This is a genomic window from Psychroflexus gondwanensis ACAM 44, assembly GCF_000355905.1.
GTDB lineage: Bacteria > Bacteroidota > Bacteroidia > Flavobacteriales > Flavobacteriaceae > Psychroflexus > Psychroflexus gondwanensis.
On sequence record NZ_APLF01000002.1, the window covers coordinates 47,514 to 71,066 of the forward strand.

Annotated in this window: 18 protein-coding genes and 1 riboswitch; of the genes, 8 read left to right on the forward strand and 10 right to left on the reverse strand. The window is 34.3% G+C overall.

The window, feature by feature from the left end; genetic code table 11:
- The first annotated feature begins 353 nt into the window (after positions 1-353).
- Positions 354-1,766, forward strand: a complete 1,413-nt coding sequence (locus PGOND44_RS01620; RefSeq protein WP_003435419.1) for an MBL fold metallo-hydrolase — start codon at positions 354-356, stop codon at positions 1,764-1,766.
- A 46-nt stretch (positions 1,767-1,812) separates the two neighbouring features.
- Here PGOND44_RS01620 and PGOND44_RS01625 read toward each other — a convergent pair whose 3' ends face one another.
- A complete protein-coding gene (locus PGOND44_RS01625) occupies positions 1,813-2,502 on the reverse strand; it encodes a phosphoadenylyl-sulfate reductase (protein ID WP_003435428.1) in 690 nt (229 codons plus the stop codon).
- A 137-nt stretch (positions 2,503-2,639) separates the two neighbouring features.
- Here PGOND44_RS01625 and ytxJ point away from each other — a divergent pair, with 137 nt between their 5' ends.
- Positions 2,640-3,047, forward strand: a complete 408-nt coding sequence (gene ytxJ / locus PGOND44_RS01630) for a bacillithiol system redox-active protein YtxJ (protein ID WP_003435431.1) — start codon at positions 2,640-2,642, stop codon at positions 3,045-3,047.
- A gap of 11 nt (positions 3,048-3,058) precedes the next feature.
- Here the strand turns inward: ytxJ and PGOND44_RS01635 are convergent, their stop codons facing one another.
- Positions 3,059-6,118 carry a T9SS type A sorting domain-containing protein gene (locus PGOND44_RS01635; RefSeq protein ID WP_003435433.1) on the reverse strand — a complete coding sequence of 1,020 codons (3,060 nt, stop codon included), beginning with the start codon at positions 6,116-6,118 and terminating at the stop codon, positions 3,059-3,061.
- A gap of 882 nt (positions 6,119-7,000) precedes the next feature.
- Positions 7,001-7,732 carry a bacteriorhodopsin-like gene (locus PGOND44_RS01640; protein WP_003435435.1) on the reverse strand — a complete coding sequence of 244 codons (732 nt, stop codon included), beginning with the start codon at positions 7,730-7,732 and terminating at the stop codon, positions 7,001-7,003.
- A 144-nt stretch (positions 7,733-7,876) separates the two neighbouring features.
- Here PGOND44_RS01640 and PGOND44_RS01645 point away from each other — a divergent pair, with 144 nt between their 5' ends.
- Positions 7,877-8,725 (forward strand): Brp/Blh family beta-carotene 15,15'-dioxygenase, encoded by an 849-nt coding sequence (locus tag PGOND44_RS01645; RefSeq protein WP_003435438.1) that lies wholly within the window; start codon positions 7,877-7,879, stop codon positions 8,723-8,725.
- Here PGOND44_RS01645 and PGOND44_RS01650 read toward each other — a convergent pair.
- The 3 genes from PGOND44_RS01650 to PGOND44_RS01660 are packed head-to-tail and all read right to left on the reverse strand — an operon-like array spanning position 8,722 to position 11,681.
- A complete protein-coding gene (locus PGOND44_RS01650; RefSeq protein WP_003435441.1) occupies positions 8,722-9,531 on the reverse strand; it encodes an ABC transporter ATP-binding protein in 810 nt (269 codons plus the stop codon). The two genes, PGOND44_RS01645 and PGOND44_RS01650, sit on opposite strands and share 4 nt — an antisense overlap.
- A 1-nt stretch (position 9,532) precedes the next feature.
- Positions 9,533-10,555: an iron ABC transporter permease gene (locus PGOND44_RS01655; RefSeq protein WP_003435442.1), complete on the reverse strand. Its 1,023-nt coding sequence runs from the start codon at positions 10,553-10,555 to the stop codon at positions 9,533-9,535.
- Positions 10,548-11,681 (reverse strand): ABC transporter substrate-binding protein, encoded by a 1,134-nt coding sequence (locus PGOND44_RS01660; RefSeq protein WP_003435447.1) that lies wholly within the window; start codon positions 11,679-11,681, stop codon positions 10,548-10,550. The genes PGOND44_RS01655 and PGOND44_RS01660 overlap by 8 nt, the downstream gene beginning before the upstream one ends.
- 110 nt (positions 11,682-11,791) lie before the next feature.
- A riboswitch (cobalamin riboswitch) is annotated at positions 11,792-12,004 on the forward strand.
- 34 nt (positions 12,005-12,038) lie between these two features.
- Between PGOND44_RS01660 and PGOND44_RS01665 the strand changes: the two genes are divergently transcribed.
- The 5 genes from PGOND44_RS01665 to PGOND44_RS01685 all read left to right on the forward strand — a co-directional run bounded on the left by PGOND44_RS01665 (position 12,039) and on the right by PGOND44_RS01685 (position 18,733).
- A complete protein-coding gene (locus tag PGOND44_RS01665) occupies positions 12,039-13,874 on the forward strand; it encodes a TonB-dependent receptor (RefSeq protein ID WP_003435448.1) in 1,836 nt (611 codons plus the stop codon).
- A 10-nt stretch (positions 13,875-13,884) separates the two neighbouring features.
- A complete protein-coding gene (locus tag PGOND44_RS01670) occupies positions 13,885-14,925 on the forward strand; it encodes a YncE family protein (RefSeq protein WP_003435451.1) in 1,041 nt (346 codons plus the stop codon).
- 127 nt (positions 14,926-15,052) lie between these two features.
- Entirely contained in the window at positions 15,053-16,342 is a 1,290-nt protein-coding gene (locus tag PGOND44_RS01675; RefSeq protein ID WP_003435453.1) for an O-antigen translocase, read from the forward strand.
- The gene (locus tag PGOND44_RS01680) at positions 16,339-17,154 is read left to right on the forward strand and encodes a glycosyltransferase family A protein (protein ID WP_003435456.1); all 816 of its coding nucleotides are present in this window, start codon (positions 16,339-16,341) and stop codon (positions 17,152-17,154) included. Before PGOND44_RS01675 ends, PGOND44_RS01680 begins: the two co-directional genes overlap by 4 nt.
- Positions 17,144-18,733 carry a sulfatase-like hydrolase/transferase gene (locus tag PGOND44_RS01685; RefSeq protein ID WP_003435459.1) on the forward strand — a complete coding sequence of 530 codons (1,590 nt, stop codon included), beginning with the start codon at positions 17,144-17,146 and terminating at the stop codon, positions 18,731-18,733. Before PGOND44_RS01680 ends, PGOND44_RS01685 begins: the two co-directional genes overlap by 11 nt.
- 6 nt (positions 18,734-18,739) lie before the next feature.
- Here the strand turns inward: PGOND44_RS01685 and PGOND44_RS01690 are convergent, their stop codons facing one another.
- Genes PGOND44_RS01690 through PGOND44_RS01705 form a run of 4 tightly spaced genes read right to left on the reverse strand, consistent with a single transcriptional unit; the run spans position 18,740 to position 23,407 of the window.
- Positions 18,740-19,675, reverse strand: a complete 936-nt coding sequence (locus tag PGOND44_RS01690) for a glycosyltransferase family 2 protein (protein ID WP_003435462.1) — start codon at positions 19,673-19,675, stop codon at positions 18,740-18,742.
- The gene (locus tag PGOND44_RS01695; RefSeq protein ID WP_003435465.1) at positions 19,672-20,562 is read right to left on the reverse strand and encodes a glycosyltransferase family 2 protein; all 891 of its coding nucleotides are present in this window, start codon (positions 20,560-20,562) and stop codon (positions 19,672-19,674) included. The genes PGOND44_RS01690 and PGOND44_RS01695 overlap by 4 nt, the downstream gene beginning before the upstream one ends.
- Position 20,563: 1 nt before the next feature.
- Positions 20,564-22,702, reverse strand: coding sequence for a M3 family metallopeptidase (locus PGOND44_RS01700; protein WP_003435469.1), 2,139 nt, complete (start codon positions 22,700-22,702; stop codon positions 20,564-20,566).
- 12 nt (positions 22,703-22,714) lie between these two features.
- Positions 22,715-23,407, reverse strand: coding sequence for a cell division ATP-binding protein FtsE (locus PGOND44_RS01705; protein WP_003435471.1), 693 nt, complete (start codon positions 23,405-23,407; stop codon positions 22,715-22,717).
- Positions 23,408-23,553 lie beyond the last annotated feature (146 nt).

Sequence of the window (23,553 nt, forward strand, 5' to 3'; positions counted from 1 at the left end):
TTAAAAATGTGCTTAGATTCAGCTTTACACAATTATATAAATTATAGAACGGTTTAAAATTTAGTAGAAAAACGAACAATTTAATCTGCTGAATTTTCCGAAATGAATATTTTTGAAACGCATAAAAAAGCAAATCAGGTTTATCTAGAGTTTAATAGTTCTAGTTATTTTTTACCCAATTCAAAAAACAGGAAGGTATGACGCCTAGTCAATTTAGGAAATCATTTATAGATCTGATTCGCAGAAACTGATATATATCATATTTCACTCATTTCCAGTCTATTTGTAACTTTTGTTTCATTCAATTTTTCAGATAACTTTTAATTTAGCTGTATAATTTTAAAACTATAACTATGAAAGTTGAACAAATTTATACAGGATGTATAGCCCATGCGGCTTATTATGTAGAAAGTAATGGGGAAGCAGCGATCTTTGATCCGTTGAGAGAGGTCCAGCCCTATATCGACAAGGCCAACGAAGATGATGCTAAGATAAAATATGTTTTTGAAACGCATTTTCACGCTGATTTTGTGAGCGGTCATTTAGATTTGGCTAAAAAAACAGGAGCCGATATTATTTTTGGCCCTACTGCTCAACCTAATTTTGAAGCAGTTATTGCTGAGGATAATCAAGAATTTAAAGTTGGAGAGTACACGATTAAGGCAATTCATACTCCAGGTCATACAATGGAGTCGACTACTTATTTACTCATAGATGAAACTAGAAAAAGTCATGGTATTATTACTGGAGATACATTATTTATTGGCGACGTAGGTCGTCCAGACTTAGCTCAGCATGTTGTGGCAGATCTTACTGAAAAAAAACTGGCGGCTCATCTTTTCGATTCTCTTCGAAATAAAATTATGCCATTGTCCGATGATTTAATAGTGTATCCTAATCATGGCGCAGGAAGCGCATGTGGCAAAATGATGAGTCAAGAAACGACAGACACCCTAGGCCATCAAAAAGAGACCAATTACGCACTAAGAGCAGATATGACTAAAGAGGAATTCATAAAAGAATTACTCGAAGGATTAACTCCACCTCCTGGGTATTTCCCCAAAAATGTGCTGATGAATATTCAAGGCTACGAAAGTATTGATGATATCATAGATCGGGGAGAGAAACCTTTAGGTCCAAATGCTTTTGAAACTGTCGCCAACGAAACTATGGCTTTAATACTAGACACGAGAGAGGCTAAAGATTTCCACAAGGCTTTTATTCCTAACAGTATAAATATTGGTTTAGATAATAATTTTGCACAATGGGTCGGAGAGTTGATTCCAGATATAAAACAGCAGATTTTATTAGTTACCGATCCAGGAAATGAGGAAGAAAGCATCATAAGACTTGCACGCGTGGGTTATGATCACTCCATCGGTTATCTAAAAGGTGGTATAACATCTTGGGTTGATTTCGGTAAAGAAGTTGACCATATCAATAGACTTACAGTTTCTGAACTGAAGAAAAAAATGGCTGATCATGTTAAAGTATTTGATGTTAGAAAGTCGAGTGAATACCAATCTCAACACCTGGTAGGTGCGGAGAACTCACCTTTAAACCTTATAAATAAGCATTTATCTGAATTTCCTAAAGGAGAATTTATAGTGCATTGTGAAGGAGGCTATCGGAGTATGATAGCAGCATCTATTCTTAAGCAGAGAGGTTTCGACAATGTTGTGGATGTTGAGGGTGGCTTTGAGGAAATCCTTGAAGAAAATGAAATACCAACAACCAACTATGTTTGTCCTACGACTTTATTATAAAACTCAAATTTCATTATAAAGAAAAAAGCTCCATTAGGAGCTTTTTTTATAGGTGTAACCCACATTCTGTTTTGGGATTATTGTTCCAGCGGCCACTTCTGTCCTCTCCAGGAACAGTACAGTGTCGACAACCAATAGAATTATATCCTTTACTCACTAAAGGATGAAAGGGTAAATCATGTGCTTTTATAAAATCGTCTCTTTGTTCCTTGCTTACATCTACAAGAGGATAAAATTTGAGGATGTCACCTCTTTGTTCAAAAATATCTAGTGTGTTTCTATGATCACTTTGCCATTCCATCAATCCTGATACCCAAACAGTGTATTTATTTTTAATGACCTCGAGAGGTTTTACCTTATTAATAGAGCAGCAGAAATCTGGATTTTTGGACCAAGTCATGTCTTTGGTCGTAAATTCATGTTCATGAGCTAAGGCTCTAACGGATTTTACATTGAGGTTGTAAGTTTCCGAAAGTTGTTTTTTGTAGCTTAAGGTCTCATCAAAATGATAACCTGTATCAATGAAGTAAATGATCTGATTTGTATTTACTTCAGAAAATAATTTAAGCAAGAACGCTGAAGTTGCTGCAAACGAGCTTGTTAGCATTATCTCTGCTTCATCAAAATCTTCATACAAAGCTTTGATACGATCTATTAAACTTAAAGGTTTATATTTTTTATTGAGTTTCTGTATTTCTAATTCAGAAATGGTTCTCTTCTCCGCAATTTCACTCATTCTATCTCTAGATATTTTAACTTTGCGAATATAAGTAACTGTTTACTTTTTGTCATAAATTTGACGTGTTAACTTCAAGAGATTGGGGTTTACTCGTCATAAACTAAATAACTGTCAATTTTATAAATATATATTCAATGGGTTTTTTTGATAAACTGTTTAATACGAAGTCAACACAACAAGAAGAGACAACTTCAAAATCTAATTTTACCTGGCGTCAACTTGAAGATATCTCTCAGCTCGATGCGGTAGAAGAACTTTCCGAAGAAAAGCTAGTTGTGATTTTTAAGCATTCAGTGTCCTGTGGAATCAGCAATATGGTTTGGCATCAGTTTCAAAATAATATTGATTTTACCAACGAGCATATTGAAATGTTATATCTCGATCTACTAGCAAATAGAGACATTTCCAACGAGATTACTCGTCGTTTTCGAGTTTTGCATCAATCTCCTCAAATTTTAGTGATCCAAAACAAGGAAGTGATTCATCATGCCTCGCATTCTGCCATACGACTATCAAACATCAAAGAGTTATTACCTTCTTAGTTTGAGCTTTTCTACTCTACAATTAATTTGTGGGTAGTAGTCTGAGCTCTGTAGGTTAACTTTACTAGGTATATTCCAGAGTTAAGACTACTTGTATTCAGTTTTAGTTCTCCAGAAGACACGCGGTCTTTTGAGATTTCTATATTTTGTCCTACCATATTGAAAACTGAAACCGTTAATTCGTTGTCGAAGTCTGGATTATGCTTAAGATAAGTATATCCAGTATTTGAGGGGTTTGGATAAAGTTGAAAACGAGTTGCCATCTCATTTTGTGATGTGCCTAGGGTAACTCGCTCAAATCGAATTTCAAATCGATTGGAATTTACAGATTCAGCAATAGTTTTATCAACTTCGAAAGTCATTTTATTTTCACCAGAATTAAGAGGATATTCCTCATCGGTATAAGTGTCTTTAAAATAGACATCAAACTCGTCTACGTCGGTCATCGTAATAAACATGGAATACTCGGTAGCCGTATAATTTCCGATCCAAAAGTTAAGTTTCTCATCAGCAGTTGGATATTTTCTTTTTTCAATAGCTAAGTAATTTGAGTCATTTTCTAAAATACTAAAAGACTCTTCAGTATTCCATACTTTGGTAGCATCAAATTGATTGACATCGTTAGAGTAATTATCATTGAATTTAAGGCGAACACCATCTACAACTTTATTATCATCTTTTCTGATTAGTGTTAAATCAATCTTGCCAAGGGTTTCTGGGGTACTAAAAGCTTCATTATTGAAGGTGTTGTCAGTTTTATATTCTTCTTTAAATACCAAGCTAGGTTGATTTTGATCATTTGCAGTTTCAGCTGTTTCTATAAAAACGGCTTGGTTAGGTTGAATATACTTAAAAGACCCTGCAATAGCTGTGTTCAATTCTTGTCTAGAAGGAATATATTCTACTGGATCTGAGTCTAGATCAACTGTAACATAACCACCGCTAGTTTGTAAAGCAGGTGACCAGGCGTAATAAAAATTCTTTTTGAGATGAGATGAACTTTCTTGAAGTAGTCGTTTCATATCAACTTGCGCTTGGTAAGGATTACCTATAAGTGAAAATCCCTGCGGATTTGGATGTAATTCTGATGATAAATCGATATCACCAAAGACCAATTCTCCAGTACTTCGCAAGGTTGTGGAACCCGTATAAGCAGAATTATTTGAGTAGATATTTGTACTTCGGTCCCCTCTCAATAACAAGCTATATGAATTTCCAGCTTCTAATTTATTTTGATCGGTATTTGAAAAACTAGCCCAATTATTGGATGTGATATCCCAAGTGAATAGAGACGGATTACCAGATAGAGAGGCATCAAAACCTTTTGCTCCTTGTTTGCTTCCTGTGATATGAGTTCCGTAACCAGGGTGAGGGTTCTTGTTGGAGTTAAAGTTGTTTACTGTGTTATGAACCCCTTCTTGCCAGTCGTCAAGAATGGTTCCTACGGAATTTAAAGAAGAGCTTAAATATCTAAAAGCTCTATTAGACTTACTCATATATTTTTCGGTCCTCATCCCACCAATGATCTGACTTCCATTTTGAACTTCAGCTAAAATAGCAGTATTTAAAGAATCAGATTTGAAGGTGATTAAGTTATCTTCAGGATTAGCATGATTATAATTAGTAATCAAGTTTCCGCTTTTTAATTCTATTTTTTTGAAGATATCGATGGAGCCTCTTGCAAGAGACACATCATCTTTAGTATTGTCTATGATGAGACTTCCAATGTTTGCTTTTGAAGCTAAGCTTATAGTTTGAAGCGCATCTCCTTTGAAAGAAAAGTTTCCATATATTGAGTTTAAATCTCCTTTAGAAAATAGGTTGCCTTTGATTTCAATTTCAGCTAAATTGGTAAGAACGGCTCCCTCTTTAATGATAACATTGAATAAACTAACATTTTTATTGAAAATAGGATTGAAATTGGTCTTTGGAATTAGAACACTTTTGTTTTTTATTTTACCCGACCAGTTGTCTTTGTCTTCTACATCGGAGGATTTTGATCCTAACCAAACCACAATTTCTCCATTAGTATTACATTTTTCTGAAGTAACATTACCTTGAAGTATCCAATTGGAAGGTAGTTTATTCAAGTCTTTTACAGATATTGTACTTGCTGAATTTGCACTGATTTTACCACCCCATCCTTTCGCATTTTTTATCTCTAGAGTATTACAGTTGAGCTCAGTATATAGTTCACCTCTTAAAGTAAGCTCATCAAACTTAGCACTTCCTAAGAAATGAATTGATGCCCTTTCATTAACAATAGTTTTATTCCCGAACTCTAAACCAGCACTAGCTTCTAGATGTCCTTCCCATAAGTTGACATCACCATCAATTTCAAGAAAACCATTGGCTTCCGTATTGGCTTGAGGACTGTTACTAATGTAACCTTCTTCAAATTTTAATTCACCTGACAGTGTAGAGAATCCATTATTGATTAACTTTTTTTTGAATTCAGACTTTCCAGATAATGTTAATCGACCATTATTATCGATATCACCTTCGAATTTAGATTCACCCTGTGATTCAAAAACCATGCTTGTTCCTAAACTGGTATTTTCCTTTTGCTTCAGCTTAAAGGCGGAAGAGTTATCATTGAAAAGACTTCCAGAACTGAAGTCACTATAACCTTCAATACTTAGTTCAGCGCCATTTAAATTATTCAAAGAACCTCCTTCAAAACCAAACTTAGATTCCATTTTACCATAGTTGACGACTTCTGAGTTTTCATCTAATTTCAAAGATTGGTCGTATTCAAATTCACCATAATTGTAGATAGTTTTAGAGCCTTCAAAATTTAAGCCTTTGGATTTAAATTTTACTTCTTCGCCTACACATAGTGTTACATTATCTCCAAGCTTGGCCCAATCTATTTTATAGTCAAATTTACCTATAAAGCAAATGGTTTTATTTCTAGTAAGATCGTACGAATTGCCATCTCCTGGTAATTCATCAGTCTTACTGGTAATTTCTATATCACAATTGCAATCAGAATCTATGTTTTGAGAATAGGAGTCTATTGAAAATAGGATAGTACCTAAATTTATAATTGCAAATAACAAGATTTTCATGTCTGTAATTTTTTGCAAAACTAAATCAGACAATAGAATATGAATAAATAAACATAGCTATATATTAATATATATTGCTATTTTAAAGTTAATGTTTTTTTAATTATACCGTTGTGATGGCTTTGTTTGTAGGCCTTGTACTACTATTTCGTTTTCGTAGCAAGATGATTTTGAATTGATTTGATTGATAAGTTTCACGATATTTTAAAAAAGGCAATATTGATTAACAATAAGGAAGTGGCATTACTTTGTAAATTTGAATAGATAAACATTATGAATAGAATTCGGAGCTTATTATTGAAATTTATAGAGAAATATACTTTACACATCTTGGATAGTTAAAATTATACAATGACCCATAAAACTTTTCTAAACACTATCAGCGACAACAATTTTGATGAACTCAAACAGATTATTGATTCATTACTAGAATAGATTAACTATAAAGATAAATGATGCTTTATTCCTTTATGGTTTATTTCATTTTTTGGAGAGATAAAAACGATGGAGAGCTGTTTACTTAAGATCAGAATATAGATGCTTTAGATGTTACAGGTCACTCAGCTTTAATAGGAGTGATTTGAAAAGGTAATAGGGAGTTGGCAGCGTTGCTTAGGGTATAATGTTGTCCTAATGAATGCGAATGCAGCAAAAATAATAATTTATGAGATAAGTTTTATACCTCCTGAGCTAGTGGCTATTTTAATCAAGTATGCTGTCGACCTACCTAAAAACATAAAGAAGGTTTCACGACAAAAAACCATGTTCGATAGTTTGAATTTGAACGTTTACTGTAATTGCTGCAGCAACTGTTTATCTTGATATAGGGTATAAAAAAAGCCGAATCTTTCGATTCGGCTCAATAAATTTTAGGCGTGAATGTTATTGTGAAGATTTAGTTGCTAAAGCAAAAATCACTAATCCAAATCCAATTTTATTCACAGCATCACCGATGTTGTAAACAACATCCATAAATGAAGCATCTACACCAAAGTCAAATCCAAATAATCCACCTGGAGTTCCTAAGATGTAACCTAAAGGATAGATAGCCCATCCTACAAGTACGAACCAACATAAAATGTTGTGAGCTTTTAAAACTTCTCCACCAGCACTTACTGCTAGTTTCTTAGCTTCACCAAACCATACAATGTAGACAATGAAAAAGTAAGCTATACCTGAAGCTAGACCCCACTGCCAAGAGTAATCTGGTTGAACAGCTTCACCAAAGTAACCTGTTACTAACATCACTACTGACCAGAAAATCAATTTCCACATCAGGCTAGCTTTTGCACCAGCTACTCTTAAAATAAGGAAGAATTCAACACACATAAGTGGTACTGTTAAAACCCAGTCTACATATCTAAAGAATGTAGGTGATTCTCCAAAAGCATCCCAATAATCTCTCATGTAGAAATAGTGGACTGCTGCAATAAAAGTAATCAAACCTGATACTAATACAGATGTTCTCCACTTTTTATCAAATTGACTTAATGATAAAAAGAAAAAGGCAGATGCAGCCAACATGGCCATACTACCTACAAAAAAAGTGAAACCAACGTAGTCGTCATTAGCGAGCTTTGAAACGTCGGCCATAAAGTACATAAATGTTCTCATAGCGTTATAAAATTTAAGTTTGTTTAATCAAATGTAGTAATAAATTAAACACGAAATTTTAGTTTTAAGAAAATTTTTGAATTAATTTTGCGTAATATGAATGTATATAGGAGGAGTTTTTATAATTACATAATACTTTTTAGTTTGCTTGCCATATTGGGTTCAGAAGTTCTTTCATCAGAAATTCAGTATGTTATAGCTCTTTTAGGTATTTTTAGTTTAGGTATTTTACACGGGTCTAACGACTTATTTGTAATTGAAAATTTAAACTCGAATTCTCAAAAACCAAATTTTTATAAGTCTTTATTTACTTACTTGGGAGTTGTTCTGTCTTTTGTAGCTGTGTTTTATTTTATCCCCATTTTTGCTCTGGCTGCATTTGTCATTATAAGTTCTTATCATTTTGGAGAACAGCACTTTCACCATAAGCTGCAAAACACTCAATCTTTGTGGTCGTCCTTATTTTTTCTGTTTTATGGACTCTTCGTTTTGTTTTTGTTGTTAAGCTTAAATTCAAACGAAGTTATCCTTATTGTCGAAGATATGACTGGCCTTCTTATTGCCAATCAATTTTTAATAATCGTTCTTTTTACTTCAGCACTAGGAAGTATAGGTTTGTTTGTCTTCCTATCCAAAACGAATCCAAAGCTTAAGGCCTCACTTTTTCCTAATGTGATATACCTTATTTTATTTACGGCTTTATTTGCTGTTAGTAATGTAGTCTGGGGTTTTGCCACTTATTTTGTGCTTTGGCATAGTTTACCCTCTTTGAAGGATCAAGTTAATTCCTTATACGGAACCTTTAATTTTAAAAACTTTTTAAGTTATTTTAAAAAAGCATTCCCGTATTGGTTGGCCTCAATTATAGGGATGCTCGTTGTCGTATGGCTGTTTAAGGATTCTAAAAACTTTTTATCCCTTCTCTTTGCCTTTATAGCTGCTATTACTTTTCCACATGTATTCATTATGAGAAAACTATTCGATAAAAATTAATCTGTATTGATTTTCATTCGAAAGCTTTGACTTACTTCATCAAAAACAATTAAATCTTTTGGAAATAAAGAATTGAATGTCCCTTTTTGAATTAATTCTGAAGGAGTCCCATAAGTAACTTTCCCTTGATCGATAAGAATAATCTTATCACAAAGCTGCAACGCCAAATTGATTTCGTGAGAAGCAAAAAGAATGCTTTTCTGAGACCGTTTCACTATAGACTTCAAAAGTTGCAACACATAGGCTTTATGATACATGTCTAGATGAGTAGTGGGTTCATCCATCAAAATTAAAGGGGTGTTTTGAGCTAAAGCTCTGGCAATTAAAACTTTTTGAAACTGTCCGTCACTTAGAGCATCGCAGGTTTTGTGTTGTTTCTGAAGTAACCCAACTTGTTCTATGGCTTCATTTACAAGACTTAAATCTTTTTGACTTAAGTGTCCCAGCCAGTTGGTATACGGATGTCTTCCTAAAGCTACTAATTCAAACACAGAAAGTTGTTTGGAAACAGTTTCATTGGTTAATACCAAGCTTTGTTTTGAAGCTAAATCTTTGTTTTGTAAACTAGAAATAGAGGTATTATTGATTAAAATATCACCAGCAAGTGCAGGGATTATACCAGATAAGGTTTTTAATAATGTGGATTTTCCGGAACCATTAATTCCTATGACAGCAACCAGTTCACTCGGCTGAATGTTAAAATCTATTTGACTTGCGATTTCAATAGTTTCCCTCTTTTCTTTATAGCCTATGCTCAAAGAATTTGCTGTAAGTATCGAGGGAGTAGAATTAACTTCAGAAGACATTTTAAAATTTTAGTTTACGCTTTCTAACCAAAAGCCAGATAACAACTGGCGCACCAAATATAGAGGTTACAGCATTAATAGGTAATGTGCTATCACTACCGGGTAATTGGGCTATAATATCGCAAAGAATCATTAAAAAAGCACCACCAAAGATGATATTGGGAAGTAAAATTTTATGATCATTGGTATTGACGATTTGTCTTACTAAATGCGGAACTGCTAAGCCCACAAAAGCAATTGGACCTGCAAAAGCGGTAGCGCTTCCTGCAAAAATGGAAGTGGATAAAATAATTAGGATTCGATTTCTATTTAATTTCACACCCATGCTTTTGGCATAATTTTCTCCTAAAAGTAAAGCGTTCAAGTTTTTAAGACAAATAAGCGCAAGTACAAGTCCAATGCACCAGCAAAGACTTAATATGCCAACCTCTCCCCAAGCTAAATTTCCTAGACTACCAAAAGACCAAAAAATATATAATTGAAGTTCTTCTGCATTGCTAAAATAGGCGAGAACGCTAACCACAGCAGAAGTTAGACTTGCTACCATCAAACCAATAATAAGAAGTGTCATGGTGTCTTTTACTTTCTGAGCCGTCGCTAGCACCGCAAGCATTACCAGAACACTACCTAAACTAGCGGCGATGATAATGGACCATTTTGAAAACATAAACTCTCCAAAAATGCCAGAAAACAGTCCTGCACCCATCAACAGAATAGCAACCCCCAAACTTGCACCACTGCTTAAGCCTAAGACATAAGGACCCGCTAAAGGATTTCTAAATAAGGTTTGCATCAGCAACCCACTTATAGCCAGACCAGAGCCAATGAGCAAAGCTGTAAGCGTTTTAGGTAATCTATAGTTGACGATGATATATTCCCAGGTTGAATTTTCGGTAGAAATACCAAGTAAAATCTTCAGGACTTCGTCTATAGGAATAGAGACAGAGCCCAAAGAGAGACTCAATCCAATTCCAATGAGGAGTAAAACCACGAGACCTAGACTATTTACTATATTTTTATTCAAAGGCTAGGGGCTTAAAAAAGGTGAACGCTTCATTTGTGAGTAAATCGGGGTGGAATATTTTCACTAGATCTTTCAAAATTAAATCCGGCCGGTTTGGACCTAATTCATAAAAAAGAACTCCCCCAGTTTCCCCTGTAGTTCTGGCCATTGTGAAAATATTCTTTTGTTGAAAGGCATCAAATTCTTGATAATGCGTATTGCTTTCCCTCAATTGTTCGTAAGAGATATATTGTCCTGGAGATATCCAAAATTCAGCTTGTTTAGCATCCTGCAAAACTGTTTCAAAAGCAAAAGCAGCACTGCCCTTTCCTTTAGTGTGATTATAAATATAATCTGCGTGGGCATCTTCAAAAAATTGAGCCTGCCAGCTAGTTCCATAGGGAAGGTACCAACGGTCTTGATGCATAGCTCCTGCTATAACACTTGGTTTTTTACTGGAGGTCTTGGCTAGGTCTTTTAGAGACTGATAGGATTGCTCAACGTCTTCAAAAGCTTTTATGGATTGGTCTAACTCTCCAAGAAAAATACCAAAAAATTTGACCCATTCCGCTTTACCTAGGGCGCTTTTTTCAAGCCAATCTCCATTATAGACAATAGGTATTCCAGATTCTTGTAATTTGTTTAAAGCTTTATTTTGTCCTTCTAGTGCAAAGCTAAAAATGACATCGGGATCTAGTTCTAAAACAATTTCAGTATTTATGGCTTCATTTTTACCCAGTTCTTTGATCTTTCCTTCAGCTATATATTCTCTAGCAGCTTCAGAAGAAATATAATCGAGATTGGGGAAACCAACGAGTTTTTTTAATTTATTCAGTGCGATTAATGAGGGGATGTGGGTAGTTGAGGTTGTGACTAGCTTCTCGATAGGTAAATCGATCATCGCATCGTAGACCAACGAGTTAGGTAATTTAATCTCTTTATTTTTCAAAATATAGACCAACTCTTTTTCAGCTTCTTGCCAAGGAGAATGGACGATGACTTTAGTAAAGTCTTCGTAACGATGTATCGAAAATCCTTCAGCATAAGTGATCTCAACTTCAGTAAAGTCTAGATCTTCTTCTTTTTTTGTGTTATTGACACACGAAAGCAAACCGATAAGAACTAATGCCCAGAGAATTTTTTTCATCACTACAAATTTTGACAAAAGTATGATTAATTATTTCAAATTTTAAACTCCTCAAATCAAGCTTATTAAAATTAAATTCAGAAAAAGCTATCATTCTTTAAGAAATGTTTAATTTTGCAATGCATTTTGGTTCTCAAAGGTGTATTTCAACTTTTGAAGATTAAAAGGGAATTTCGTTAAAATCGGAAGCTGTTCCCGCAACTGTGCGCTTAGTACGCTTTGTGCGTATGCTTTACTTCAAAACTTCGTAACCACTGTCTGTTAAGATGGGAAGGTTAAGTAAAGACGCAAGCCAGGAGACCTGCCTCAATGTATAATTTAAAAACGAAGACTTTCGGGATAAAAGTCGAGTGGTGTATGAAGCATTATATTTACTTATGCCTTTTGGTGTGTCTTTGGACATCCCCAACTGTTGCTCAATTGGACTCTATCCAAAAATTGGAAGAGGTGATCGTTGTGGATCGACAAATCAGTCGTTTTTCCACAGGGCAGCGTGTTCATAAAATTTCCAGCTCGACTCTTCAAAATACACCTGGTTTACTTACCGATGTTTTAGGACAAGAAACTACTATATTTTTTAAACAAAATGGTTATGGTATGGTGTCGTCCCCAAGTTTTAGAGGAACGACTGCACAACAGACCGCTGTGGTTTGGAATGGGTTTAATATCAATTCGCAGTTCAATGGTCAAACCGATTTCAACACTTTATTGGTAGACGGTTTCGATGAATTATCTGTAAGGCCAGGCGGAGGGAGTGTCATCTATGGAACAGGCGCCATTGGAGGCAGTATTCATCTCAACAATCAGTTGAAATTTGACGGTGAAACTTCAGCACTATTAAGTGCTAGAGTGGGGAGTTTTTCAACTTTTCAAAATTTATTAAAAGCTTCTACATCCACAGATCGTTGGAGCTTATCTCTAGCTTTATCGAGGTTTTCTTCTGAAAATGATTACGATTGGCCTTCTACTAATCGGAAAAATATAAATGGAGATTTCGAACATTATAATGCCAATTTGAGCCTTTCCACAAAACTTGGTGATGGACATAGGCTAACCTATCATGGAATGTATTTTAATGGGGATAGAAATTTCTCCTTGTTGTTTCCATCAGATTCGCGATCAAATTATCTCAATGAAGACCAACGGCATATGTTGGAATGGGAGAAAGAATTTTCAAACGTAACCTCTGTATTGAAGATGGCCTATTTTGGAGAAGATTTTCAATATACAGCCAATACAAATAATCCAAATCCTACTGGTGCTGGAGCTCAAACTGCTATAGCTAGATATAGTTTGTTTTATACTTATAATGACTTCGATTTTAATGTCTTGAGTGAATATAATTATAGCACAGCAGATGGTGATAACGTCCAGGCCGATAGCCGAACTATTGCAAGTTTTGCTTTGCTCGCAAAACACCAATGGAAAAAACTGACTTCTGAAGTGAGTTTTAGACAGGAATATTCTAATGTTTATGATAGTCCATTTCTATTTAGTACAGGTTTTAATTATGTGTTTTCAAACTATGTAGAGGCTAAAGCTAAGGTGTCCAAAAACTTTAGAATCCCCACGTTCAATGATTTATACTGGGAGGGAAGTGGCCAAGCCGATTTGCAACCTGAAACTTCTAATCAGTTGGAAAGCTCTTTGATTTTTTCTAATGCTAAAAAAAATCATAGGTTTTCATTGACAGGATACTATAACGATATCAATAACTTAATCCGGTGGATACCCAATGTAAATAATATCTGGGAGCCAGAAAACGTAGATGAAGTAGAAACCTATGGCCTTGAAGCACAACTAGAGTCAACATTTGAATTTGGAGAACATTTATTCCAGTTGAACTCTCTATATGGGTATACTATTTCTGAAAACAAACAAACAGGATTTCAACTTACTTATGTTCCAAAACATAAGTTGACAAATGGGTTTACATACACTTGGAATCGATTTTCAGTGGAATTACAAAATCAATACATCGGAGAAGTCTTTACAAGATCTAACAATAGCGAAGGTGATATTCTTGAAGATTACTTGCTTTGGAACTCAGGGCTATCTTATAAATTCCCTAAGATTCAGAATCTTAAGTTATCCTTTCAAGTCAGGAATATAACCGACGCTGCTTACCAAACTGTAGAAAATAGACCCATGCCGGGGAGGCATTTTTTTATTCAAACTTTAATTAACTTTTAAACTCAAATCAATGAACACTTATTTTAAATTTTTAGTAATCGCAATTTCAGTTTTCGCTATTATCTCTTGTAGTAGCGATGATGATAACCCACAGCCAGTTATTCCCGATGGAGACTATTTTAACGGGGTTTTAATTCTTAATGAAGGAGGAAGTGCTGGAGGTTCAGTCTCTTTTTTGGGTGCTGATCAACAAGAGGTTGTGAATGATATTTTCGCGGAGGCCAACGATGGACAAGGACCAGGCCTTTTTCTTCAATCCATTTTTTTCGACGACGAAAAGGCCTATATCATATCTAATGGGTCTGATTTAATCTCAGTTGTTAATAGATATACTTTTGAACTGCTAGGAACAGTAGATTCTGGCTTAAGCGTCCCCAGGTATGGAACGGTTCTAAATGGAAAAGCCTATGTAACTAACCTTGTAGAATTTAGTACAGATCAAGACGATTATGTAGCCGTTATCGATCTTGAAACTTTGGAAATTGAAGAGACTGTTATCGTTGGTGGTTCAGCAGAATATATAGTAAGTATTTTTGGAGATATTTATATTCAAAATGCTTCTTTTGGCAATGGTAATACCATTTCAAAATTGAATCCAATATCCAATACGATTACCGAAACTCTTCAAGTAGGAGATGGGCTTAATTCAATACAAGTTTATAACCAAAAGCTTTATGCTCTAGATTCTGAAGGAGTAAAGCGAATTGACCTAGGAACTTTTACTGTAGAAACTGAAATAAATAAGCCTGAAGCTTTAACTTCTGTAAGTAATCTGAGAATTGAAAATGATCAATTTTATTACACTTCAGGTACAGCTGCTTTTACCACGTCAATTTCATCATCAGAATTATCTTCTGAAGCTATTTTCGATTATGGGAGTGACTCTGCTTTTGGGTCCTTTTACGGTTTTGAAGTGAACGAAGGCCAGATTTACGTTGGGGATGCAGCAGATTTTGCTTCAAATGGATCTGTATTCATCTATTCTTTGGAAGGACAATTAGTAAAAGAGTTTAATGTTGGTCTTGCACCCAACAGCTTTTACTTCCAATAATTAAATCTTTAACTACTTTTCAAAAGCTTCTGTTTCGACAGAAGCTTTTGTTGTTTATAAGTGAATCGAAATGATATTCAAAGTTTTTAAAAATTGTACTTTCGGTTTATGAATATGAACAATCTAAGTGCTTAAACGTTTAAAATCTGTAATTCAACAATCTACTCTATTGAAAGTGAGTTCTTTCAATGGACTATCCGTTGTTATTAAAATGATTACAGGGCTTGGCGTTTCAAAGCTAACAGCTATCTATCTTGGTCCACAAGGCATTGCGATATTAGGAAACTTGAGAAATGTTTTAGAAATTTTTCATAAGTTTTCAAGTGGAGGATTAGCCAATGCAGTCGTCAAATACTCCGCAGAACATAAATCTGATCCCAAAGCATTCTCCTCCTTTTTATCCACCTTGATCTGGTCTGGATTGGTAATGTGTTTTCTTACCATAGCTGTGATTCTTGTTTTCTCAGAATTTATCAACACGCTAATCTTTGGTTCTAGAAATTTCGTGTCGGTTATTCGTTTGTTGGCCTTTGTCTTACCTCTTCACGTCATTAATCTGTATTTGATTTCTATTTTGCAAGGCTTCAATGAGTTTAGTAAAGTCATTAAAATTAATATCGCCTCTCATTTTTTGAATATCATAGCTTTTGCACTGCTGGTGTATTGGTTTAATCTTGAAGGTGCTTTATTGACTATTGTGATTGTTCCTTCGGCGATGTTGATTTTTACCTTGTACTATGTTCAATCTTGGTTTGGGGCAATTACCTCGTTTCAATGGAGCAGATTTTCAACACCGGTACTCAAAAATTTAGGTCAATATGCATTTATGACCTTAATTTCTAGCTTGAGTTTTCCTTTGGTTTTTCTAGGGATTCGAAACTTACTTATCGATACACTTGGAGAAAGCAATGCTGGGTTTTGGGAATCTACAGTAAGAATATCCAGTTATTACCTTTTGTTTATTTTGTCTTTATTGAATTTATTTATTTTACCTAAAATGGCTGAAGCTCAGAAACCATCAGAATTTAGATCTATTGTTTTCAATTTCTATAAACAGATTCTACCCTTTTTTGTAGTAGGATTAATCTTGGTGTATATCCTAAGAGATTGGATAGTGACACTGGTTTTTTCAAAAGATTTTTTACCAGCGGCCGACTTATTTTTTTGGCAAATGCTAGGCGATTTCTTTAGAGTATTAGCAATGGTGATGGTCTATCAATTTCATGCTAAGAAAATGCTTTGGCATTATATTATCACAGATTTATTTTTAGCTTTAAGTTTATTTTTAAGTGCCATATATCTGGTTCCGAAAATTGGTCTAGAAGGTGTTGTTTTGGGACATGCATTAACCTATATCCTTTACTTTTTCATTATCTTATTTATTTTTAGGAAGAGTTTAATTTTTTATAAACGATGATTGTAAAACCTACTTTGGAAATAATGATATCTACCATGAATAGGAGTGATCTTTCTTTTCTGGAAGCTATGTTTCCTGACATGGATCTGAGTTCATATTCCATTTTAATTATTAATCAGACTAAATTAAACCAAGATTTAGTGTCTACTACTGAAGGCATACGAGTGATTAATTCAAGAGAATTTGGATTGAGTAAAAGCAGGAATCTGGCGATTGAAAATGCTATCGGCGACATATTGGTAGTAGCAGATGATGACATAGAGTATTTACCAGACTTTGATAAAACGATTTTGCGAGCCTATAAAACATATAATCAAGCAAGTTTAATTTCATTTCAATTTGTGGATGAAAACGATCAACTTCAAAAAAAATACCCTAAAACTGAAGGGTATACTACATCTACGAAACGACCATTATCTTCAGTGGAAATCACATTTAGAAGAAAAGATGTTAAAGAAAAAGGAATAAGAATGAACGAAAATTTTGGACTTGGGACTACATTCCCTTCTGCTGAGGAACAAATTTTTAAACAGTCTATGTTGAGTGAAGGTTTAAAGGTGGCTTTTATTGCTCAAACCATTGTTAGACATTTTGGAAAAACTTCTGGGTTCAATCAATCAGCATCAGGATTTATAAGAGCAATTACAGCTCAGAAATTTTTAGTTTATAAAAACTGGACATATCTCTGGTTAATAAAATACGTTTTCTTTTTATACAGGCATAAGTATATTTCTTTTTTTGAGCAACCTAGAGCATTTAAAATTGGGTTTAAAGCTATAAATGATATCAAATCTATAGAGCATGAAAGTTAATTATAGATCACTTTTTTTGTGGACTCTACCGATGGCAGTAGCTTTTGGATTTGAATATTTCTTTGCTGCTTTTAGAAACTATAACATTCAAAACTTTATTGAAAATATAGTTTTTCTAGTATGCATTTTAATTTTTATAAGTTTTTTCAAAGCCACGAGATTTGAAGTTGCTGTTTCAAAATTGAGTTATTTTATATTTATTTTTTGTCTAACTATTGAAACTGCTTTTTTTTATCTCTTTAGCACTTTTTTTTCATCATCATCTATTTTTATTGTTTTAGAAACTAACCCTGCTGAAGCTTTTGAATTTTTAGATCTTTACGTGGATTATACGCTTATCATGTTTATGGGTGTAGAGCTACTATTTTTGTTGATATTTCTCTTAAAACCTTATCAAAGATTATTCACAATATCTTTTAAAATTAAATCTATTTATAAAATTATCAGTCTTATTATATTGATTTTAGGATTGAAACTTTCCGTTTTAATAATTGCAAATTTTCCTTTTCAGGTTTTAAAAGGAACAATAAGCTATATGTATGAAGTGCAAAAGTTTTCTGATCTCAATCTTGATAAACCCTTTGGGTCCTTAAAGGAAGTTGATTTTAAGGGAGATACAACTCCTCATACATTTGTGCTCATAATAGGTGAATCTACAGCTCGCAAACAAATGGGGATTTACGATTTTGAAAGTCAAACTACGCCTCGTTTGACAAAGCGTAAGGAAGAGCTGCTAATTTATAGGGACGTTATCAGTTCTCAAGCGCACACTATACCGTCTCTTCAAGAGGCTTTGATCTTCAAAGACGAAGAAACTCAAACAGAATCTACAATAGTTCAGTTGATGAATCAAGCTGGTTTTAAAACTTTTTGGTTGTCCAATCAAATGCCAATAGGAATCTACGAAACCTTGCTTACAAAGCTGTCTAAAGCTTCAGATAAATACGTTTATACCAACACCACTAGATGGAGTTTTGTCACTCCATTTGATGAGGTTTTACTACCGCATTTAGATGAAGCCTTAAAAGATCCAGCAACTCATAAATTTATAGTCATCCATTTACTAGCAACCCACTCCAATTATGGATTAAGATATCCAAAGGAATTTGATGTTTTTAAGACTGAGCCTTCAACAGCATTCCCCTCAGAAGAAAGCTTTAAAGTAATAAACGAGTATCATAATTCTATTTTTTACGTAGATTTTATACTAGACCAAATCATTGAAAAAACAAAATCAAAAGACGAAAAAAGTTATGTGCTTTATTTTTCAGATCACGGAGAAGAAGTCTATGTTGATAAAAATTTTAAAGGACATAACGATTCCGATATCCCTACTAAATCTATGTATGAGATACCCTTTTTTGCATGGACTTCAGAAGAATTCGATTCTTCTTATACTTTTGATTTTGATCCTGAAAGACCTTATGTCTTAGATGATTTAATGCACTCCTTAAGTGATTTTTCTCAAATCAATTTTTTAAAATTTGACTCATCAAAAAGTATTTTCTCTAAGGACTTTCAACCTAAGCCCAGAATTATCGGTAACAAGATCGATTATGATGAATATTTTAAAGAATGATTTTTATTATTTATAAGGACTTTTATAGAGATTGTATTGTGTCAACTTAGATTGTAAATACTTTAAACCTCTCAAAACATTTGCAGGGGTTTTAAGGAGTAATTTTTGTTTGGAATTTAGATGATGAATATCCAATCTGCCCACAAGCTCTTTAAAAAGCACATTATCCTGAGCCATTTTAGCCTGTATAGCAAGCGAAAATCGATTGATATCCATGTAGTGGTGAAGTGGGGGATTTTTCTTTTCTTCAGATCTGTGGTTATCGATATAGTTTAATTTTTCTCTCAATCCTGTCTCATCAGAAAGATTATTTTCTGTTTTCCTATGATAGCGCATAGTCACTTTGGGATTAAAAGCTATTGTAGCTGCCAAACCAAATTTTACCATTAAGTCAATATCTTGTCCAGATTTTATATTAGTATCAAATTCACCCACCTTTTTAAATATTGAAGATGTAAAACTAAGCGCAGATGTCCATGCGATGGGATCTATTAAACTCCCTTTAAAATAATCTTCAATGTATTGAGCTTTTAGAGGATATTCAATAGAGAAGGTAGGGTGTTTAACATAATCCTTCTCAAGCAATATTTCATAATTGTTGCAAACCACATCAGCTTTTGGAAATTGTTCAATGGTGTTTTGCAATTCCTCTAAATGATTTGGGTACCAATAATCATCTGCATCGATTAAGGCAATCCACTCGTGTTTAGCCAAAGAAATAGCTTTGTTTCTAGCCGCTGAAGCTCCTTTATTTTCTTGATGCACCAGACGTATGCGTGAGTCTTGAAATCTTTCAACTACAGTTTCGCTACCATCGGTGCTTCCATCGTTTACAAGGATAACTTCAAACTCTTTATGAGTCTGTTTCAAAACGCTTTCTAGGCAGTTTTGAATGTAGTTGGCCTTGTTATATAAGGGAATAACGACTGAAAACTGTATCATTGTTTTTGATATGATTTTGAAAAATGGTAAAGTTTATAGAGTTTAAAATAAATTAAACTCGGCTGATTTGATACTAAATTAGACTTAAGTGCTCTTTCAATAACGTTCAGAAATTTATAAATAACAACATTAAGTCTGTATCTTTTAAGTTTAAAATATAATGTTGAAAGGCTAGTGGCTTCTTGGCTTAAAGTTCCTTTTTGAATTAAACCGACTAAATTGTCTAAGGCCGTTTCTGTTTTTTGAAGGAACACCATAGAGGTTTCAAGACCTTTATGGATGACTGGATTATCAATTTGCAGTACATCAATTTCGTGTTCTTTCAAAAACTCAGAGAAAACCAAATCTTCATACCCATAAGTATTTAATTCAGTATTAAAAATGGGCTGTTCAAATTCAGATTTTTTGATGAGAAGGTTAGAGACTAAGATATTGTAAGGGTATCGAGATTGTCTTAAGTTAGCTGGCTTTGCTTCTTCTTTGTGACCATAAACCCACCTCAAGAGTTCAGAAGCCTCTGGAGGATTTTTTTCGTATGCAAGTCCTCCATAGGCAACAAAGCAGTTAGTGTTCAAGGCTTCTAAGTATAGCTTGATAAAATTAGTTTTTAATGGAACTACATCCGCATCCATAAGTAATACTATATCATATTTAGATTTACTTATCAATTTATTCAAATTGTTGGAACGCCCTAGATTTTTACTGTTTTTCCAATAGTTTACCATCGGCAATCGGCTAAGCTTTTGGTGGTCTAAATTTTTACCATTGGGATCATCATCAGAAATAAGAATTTCAAATTCAATATCCAAAAATTGACATTCTGCATGTAAAACTGACACAATATCAATCAATGGATTATCAAAAGACCTGATAAGTATAGAAAGCATTTTATTCTTTTGGAACTGGGAAACCTCTGTCTCGCATCAAGGCGTCAATTTCTGCATCTCTACCTCTAAATTGTCGATAAGCTTCGGCTGGATCTATAGCATTTCGTGGTGCAAAAAGAAAGTCCACTAAGTTTTGTGACAGCGTTTCATCATAAAAACCACCTTCAGCTTCAGCAAAAGCTTCTGCAGCATCGGAGGTAAGTACATCTGCCCATAGATATCCATAATAACCTGTAGCATAGCCTTCGCCAGAAAACACGTGGCCAAATTGTGGTGAGCGATGACGCATCACAAGCTCATCTGGCATGTTCAATTGGTCTAAGGTTTCCTTTTCAAAGGTTTTTGGATTTATAGTTTCAGGATCTGTTGTATGATATTTCATATCCATGATGGCTGATGCTAAAAACTCAGTAGTTGCAAAACCTTGGTTGAATTTAGAAGCATTTTTAATCTTGGCTACAAGTTCTGCTGGCATAGGCTCGCCAGTTTTATAATGTTTTAAGAAGTTATTGATAACTTCATCGGTATAAATCCAACGTTCCAAAAGTTGGGATTGAAATTCTGTATAATCTCTTACACCACCATTTAATGTTGGGTATTTTACATCTGCACTCAAAAAGTGTAAAGCATGTCCAAATTCATGGAAAAAAGTTTCTGCATCATCCCAAGACACTAGAATAGGCTCACCTTCTGCTGCTTGCACAAAGTTGGAGTTATTGGAAGCTAAAACATTGGTCTCTCCATCAAAATTTGTATAAGATCTATAGGTGGTAGCCCAAGCCCCAGATCGCTTACCTTTTCGAGCATAAGGATCTAGGTAGAAAACACCAACATGCTCTCCGTTAGATTTTTGGGTAACTTCATAAACCTTAACATCCTCATGAAATACGGGAACGCTACCGTCTGTAATTTCGGAAAATTCAAAATCAAAGAGTCTTCCAGCTACATAAAAAATAGCATCTGTTAGATTTTCTAAGACCAAATATTCCTTTACCTCCTCCGAGTCCAAATCATATTTTTCTTGCCTTACTTTTTCAGCATAATATCTGTAATCCCAAGCTTCAATTTCAAAATCTGCTCCTTCTTGCTTGGCAATCTTTTGCATATCTTCTACTTCTTCTTCAACTCTAGCGATGGCCGATGGCCAAACCGCCATTAATAAATTCATAGCATTTTCTGGATTTTTCGCCATCCTGTCTTGAAGTCTCCACTCAGCAAAGTTGTCGTACCCCAATAATTCGACTCGTTCATCTCTCAATTTCAGAATTTCTTTAATGAGAGCATTGTTATCGTATTCATCATTATTATCTCCTCTAGAATAATAGTTTTCCCATACTTGTTTTCTTAGTTCTCTTTCATCTGAATAAGTGAGAAAAGGATCTATAGAGGACCTAGAGTTCACAATGGCATATTGATCTGGTTTTCCTTGTTCTTCAGCTGTTTTTTTAGCAGATTTAATAAAAGACTCGGATAAGCCATTTAGTTGTTCTTCACTAAGAAAGGTGACATAGTTCTCTTCATCATGAAGTATGTTGTTTGAAAAATCAGTATAAAGCTTGGATAACTCTTTATTGATCTCAGCATAACGTGTTTTGCCTTCTTCATTCAAATTGGCCCCATTCATTTCAAAAGACTTATACATTAAATCTACAACTCGTTGTGCTTGGGGCTCTAAAGGATTTTTTTGACTAGACTCATAAACCGACTTAATTCTATTGAAAAGGTTTTCATTTTGACGAATTTTGGATTGGTAATCCGATAATTTTGGAGATAATTTTTGTTGTATGTCCCTAAATTCTTCAGAAGATAAATTACTACTCCAGATGCCGTAATAGGTATAGACTCTATCTACAGTTTTACCTGTACGTTCCATAGCTTCAATTGTATTTTCAAACGTAGCTGGCTCCTTAGCATTAGCGATTTTATCAATTTCTTTAAGGTGCTTCTCTATAGCTACATCCATTGCCGGCTCAAGATCTTTTAGGTCCATAGCATCAAAATTCGGTACGCCTTCATACGGACCCTCCCATTTCTTTAGTAAAGTATTATCTGCCATCATATTGTCTTTTGATTTATCTTCTGTGTTGCAAGCAAAACATGTAATAAGTAAGGCGATTGCAGTGAGTTTAACAGGTTTCATAGTGTAATATATTTAATGCTGTTGTTGTTTCTTTTGAACAACCTCAAATAGACGTTGTCCATCACATTTTAAGGTTTTTGAAGGGTATTTTAGTAACAATGCATAATCGTGAGTAGCCATCAAAATCGTGTTGCCATTCTTATTTATGTCTTGTAAGACTTCCATGACTTCTACAGAGGTTTGTGGGTCTAAGTTTCCAGTAGGCTCATCTGCTAAGATAAGTTCAGGATCATTGAGTAGAGCTCTAGCAATAGCTACACGCTGCTGTTCACCCCCAGAAAGTTGGTAAGGAAATTTGAAGCTTTTGGTTTTCATTCCTACTTTATCCAAAACGTCCTCAATTTTCTGATTCATTTTAGTCTTGTCTTTCCAGCCAGTTGCTTTTAAGACGAAAATTAAATTCTCCTTGACATTTCTGTCATTTAATAGTTTAAAGTCTTGAAAGACCACTCCTAGCTTTCTTCTTAGATATGGGATTTCCTTTTCTTTCAAGCTTTGTAAATCGATATCGACGATTTGTCCAGATCCACTTTTTAAAGGTAAATCTCCGTAAAGCGTCTTCATAAAGCTACTTTTACCAGTTCCTGTTTTACCTATAAGATAAACGAATTCTCCTTTTTTTATCTCTATGTTAACATCCGAAAGTATGAGGGTTTCTCGTTGAAATATACTGGCATTATTGAGTTCTAGAATGGTTTCTGACATTGGCGTTTTGAGAAAAAATTATTGAGGCTAAAGATATGATTAATTTGTGAAGCGTGAAAAATCTATTGTTTTTTGCTTATAATTAAAATGAGCCAGCAACGTTATATGACTATATAATTTTATCTTTGACTGTTACCAAAATCAAG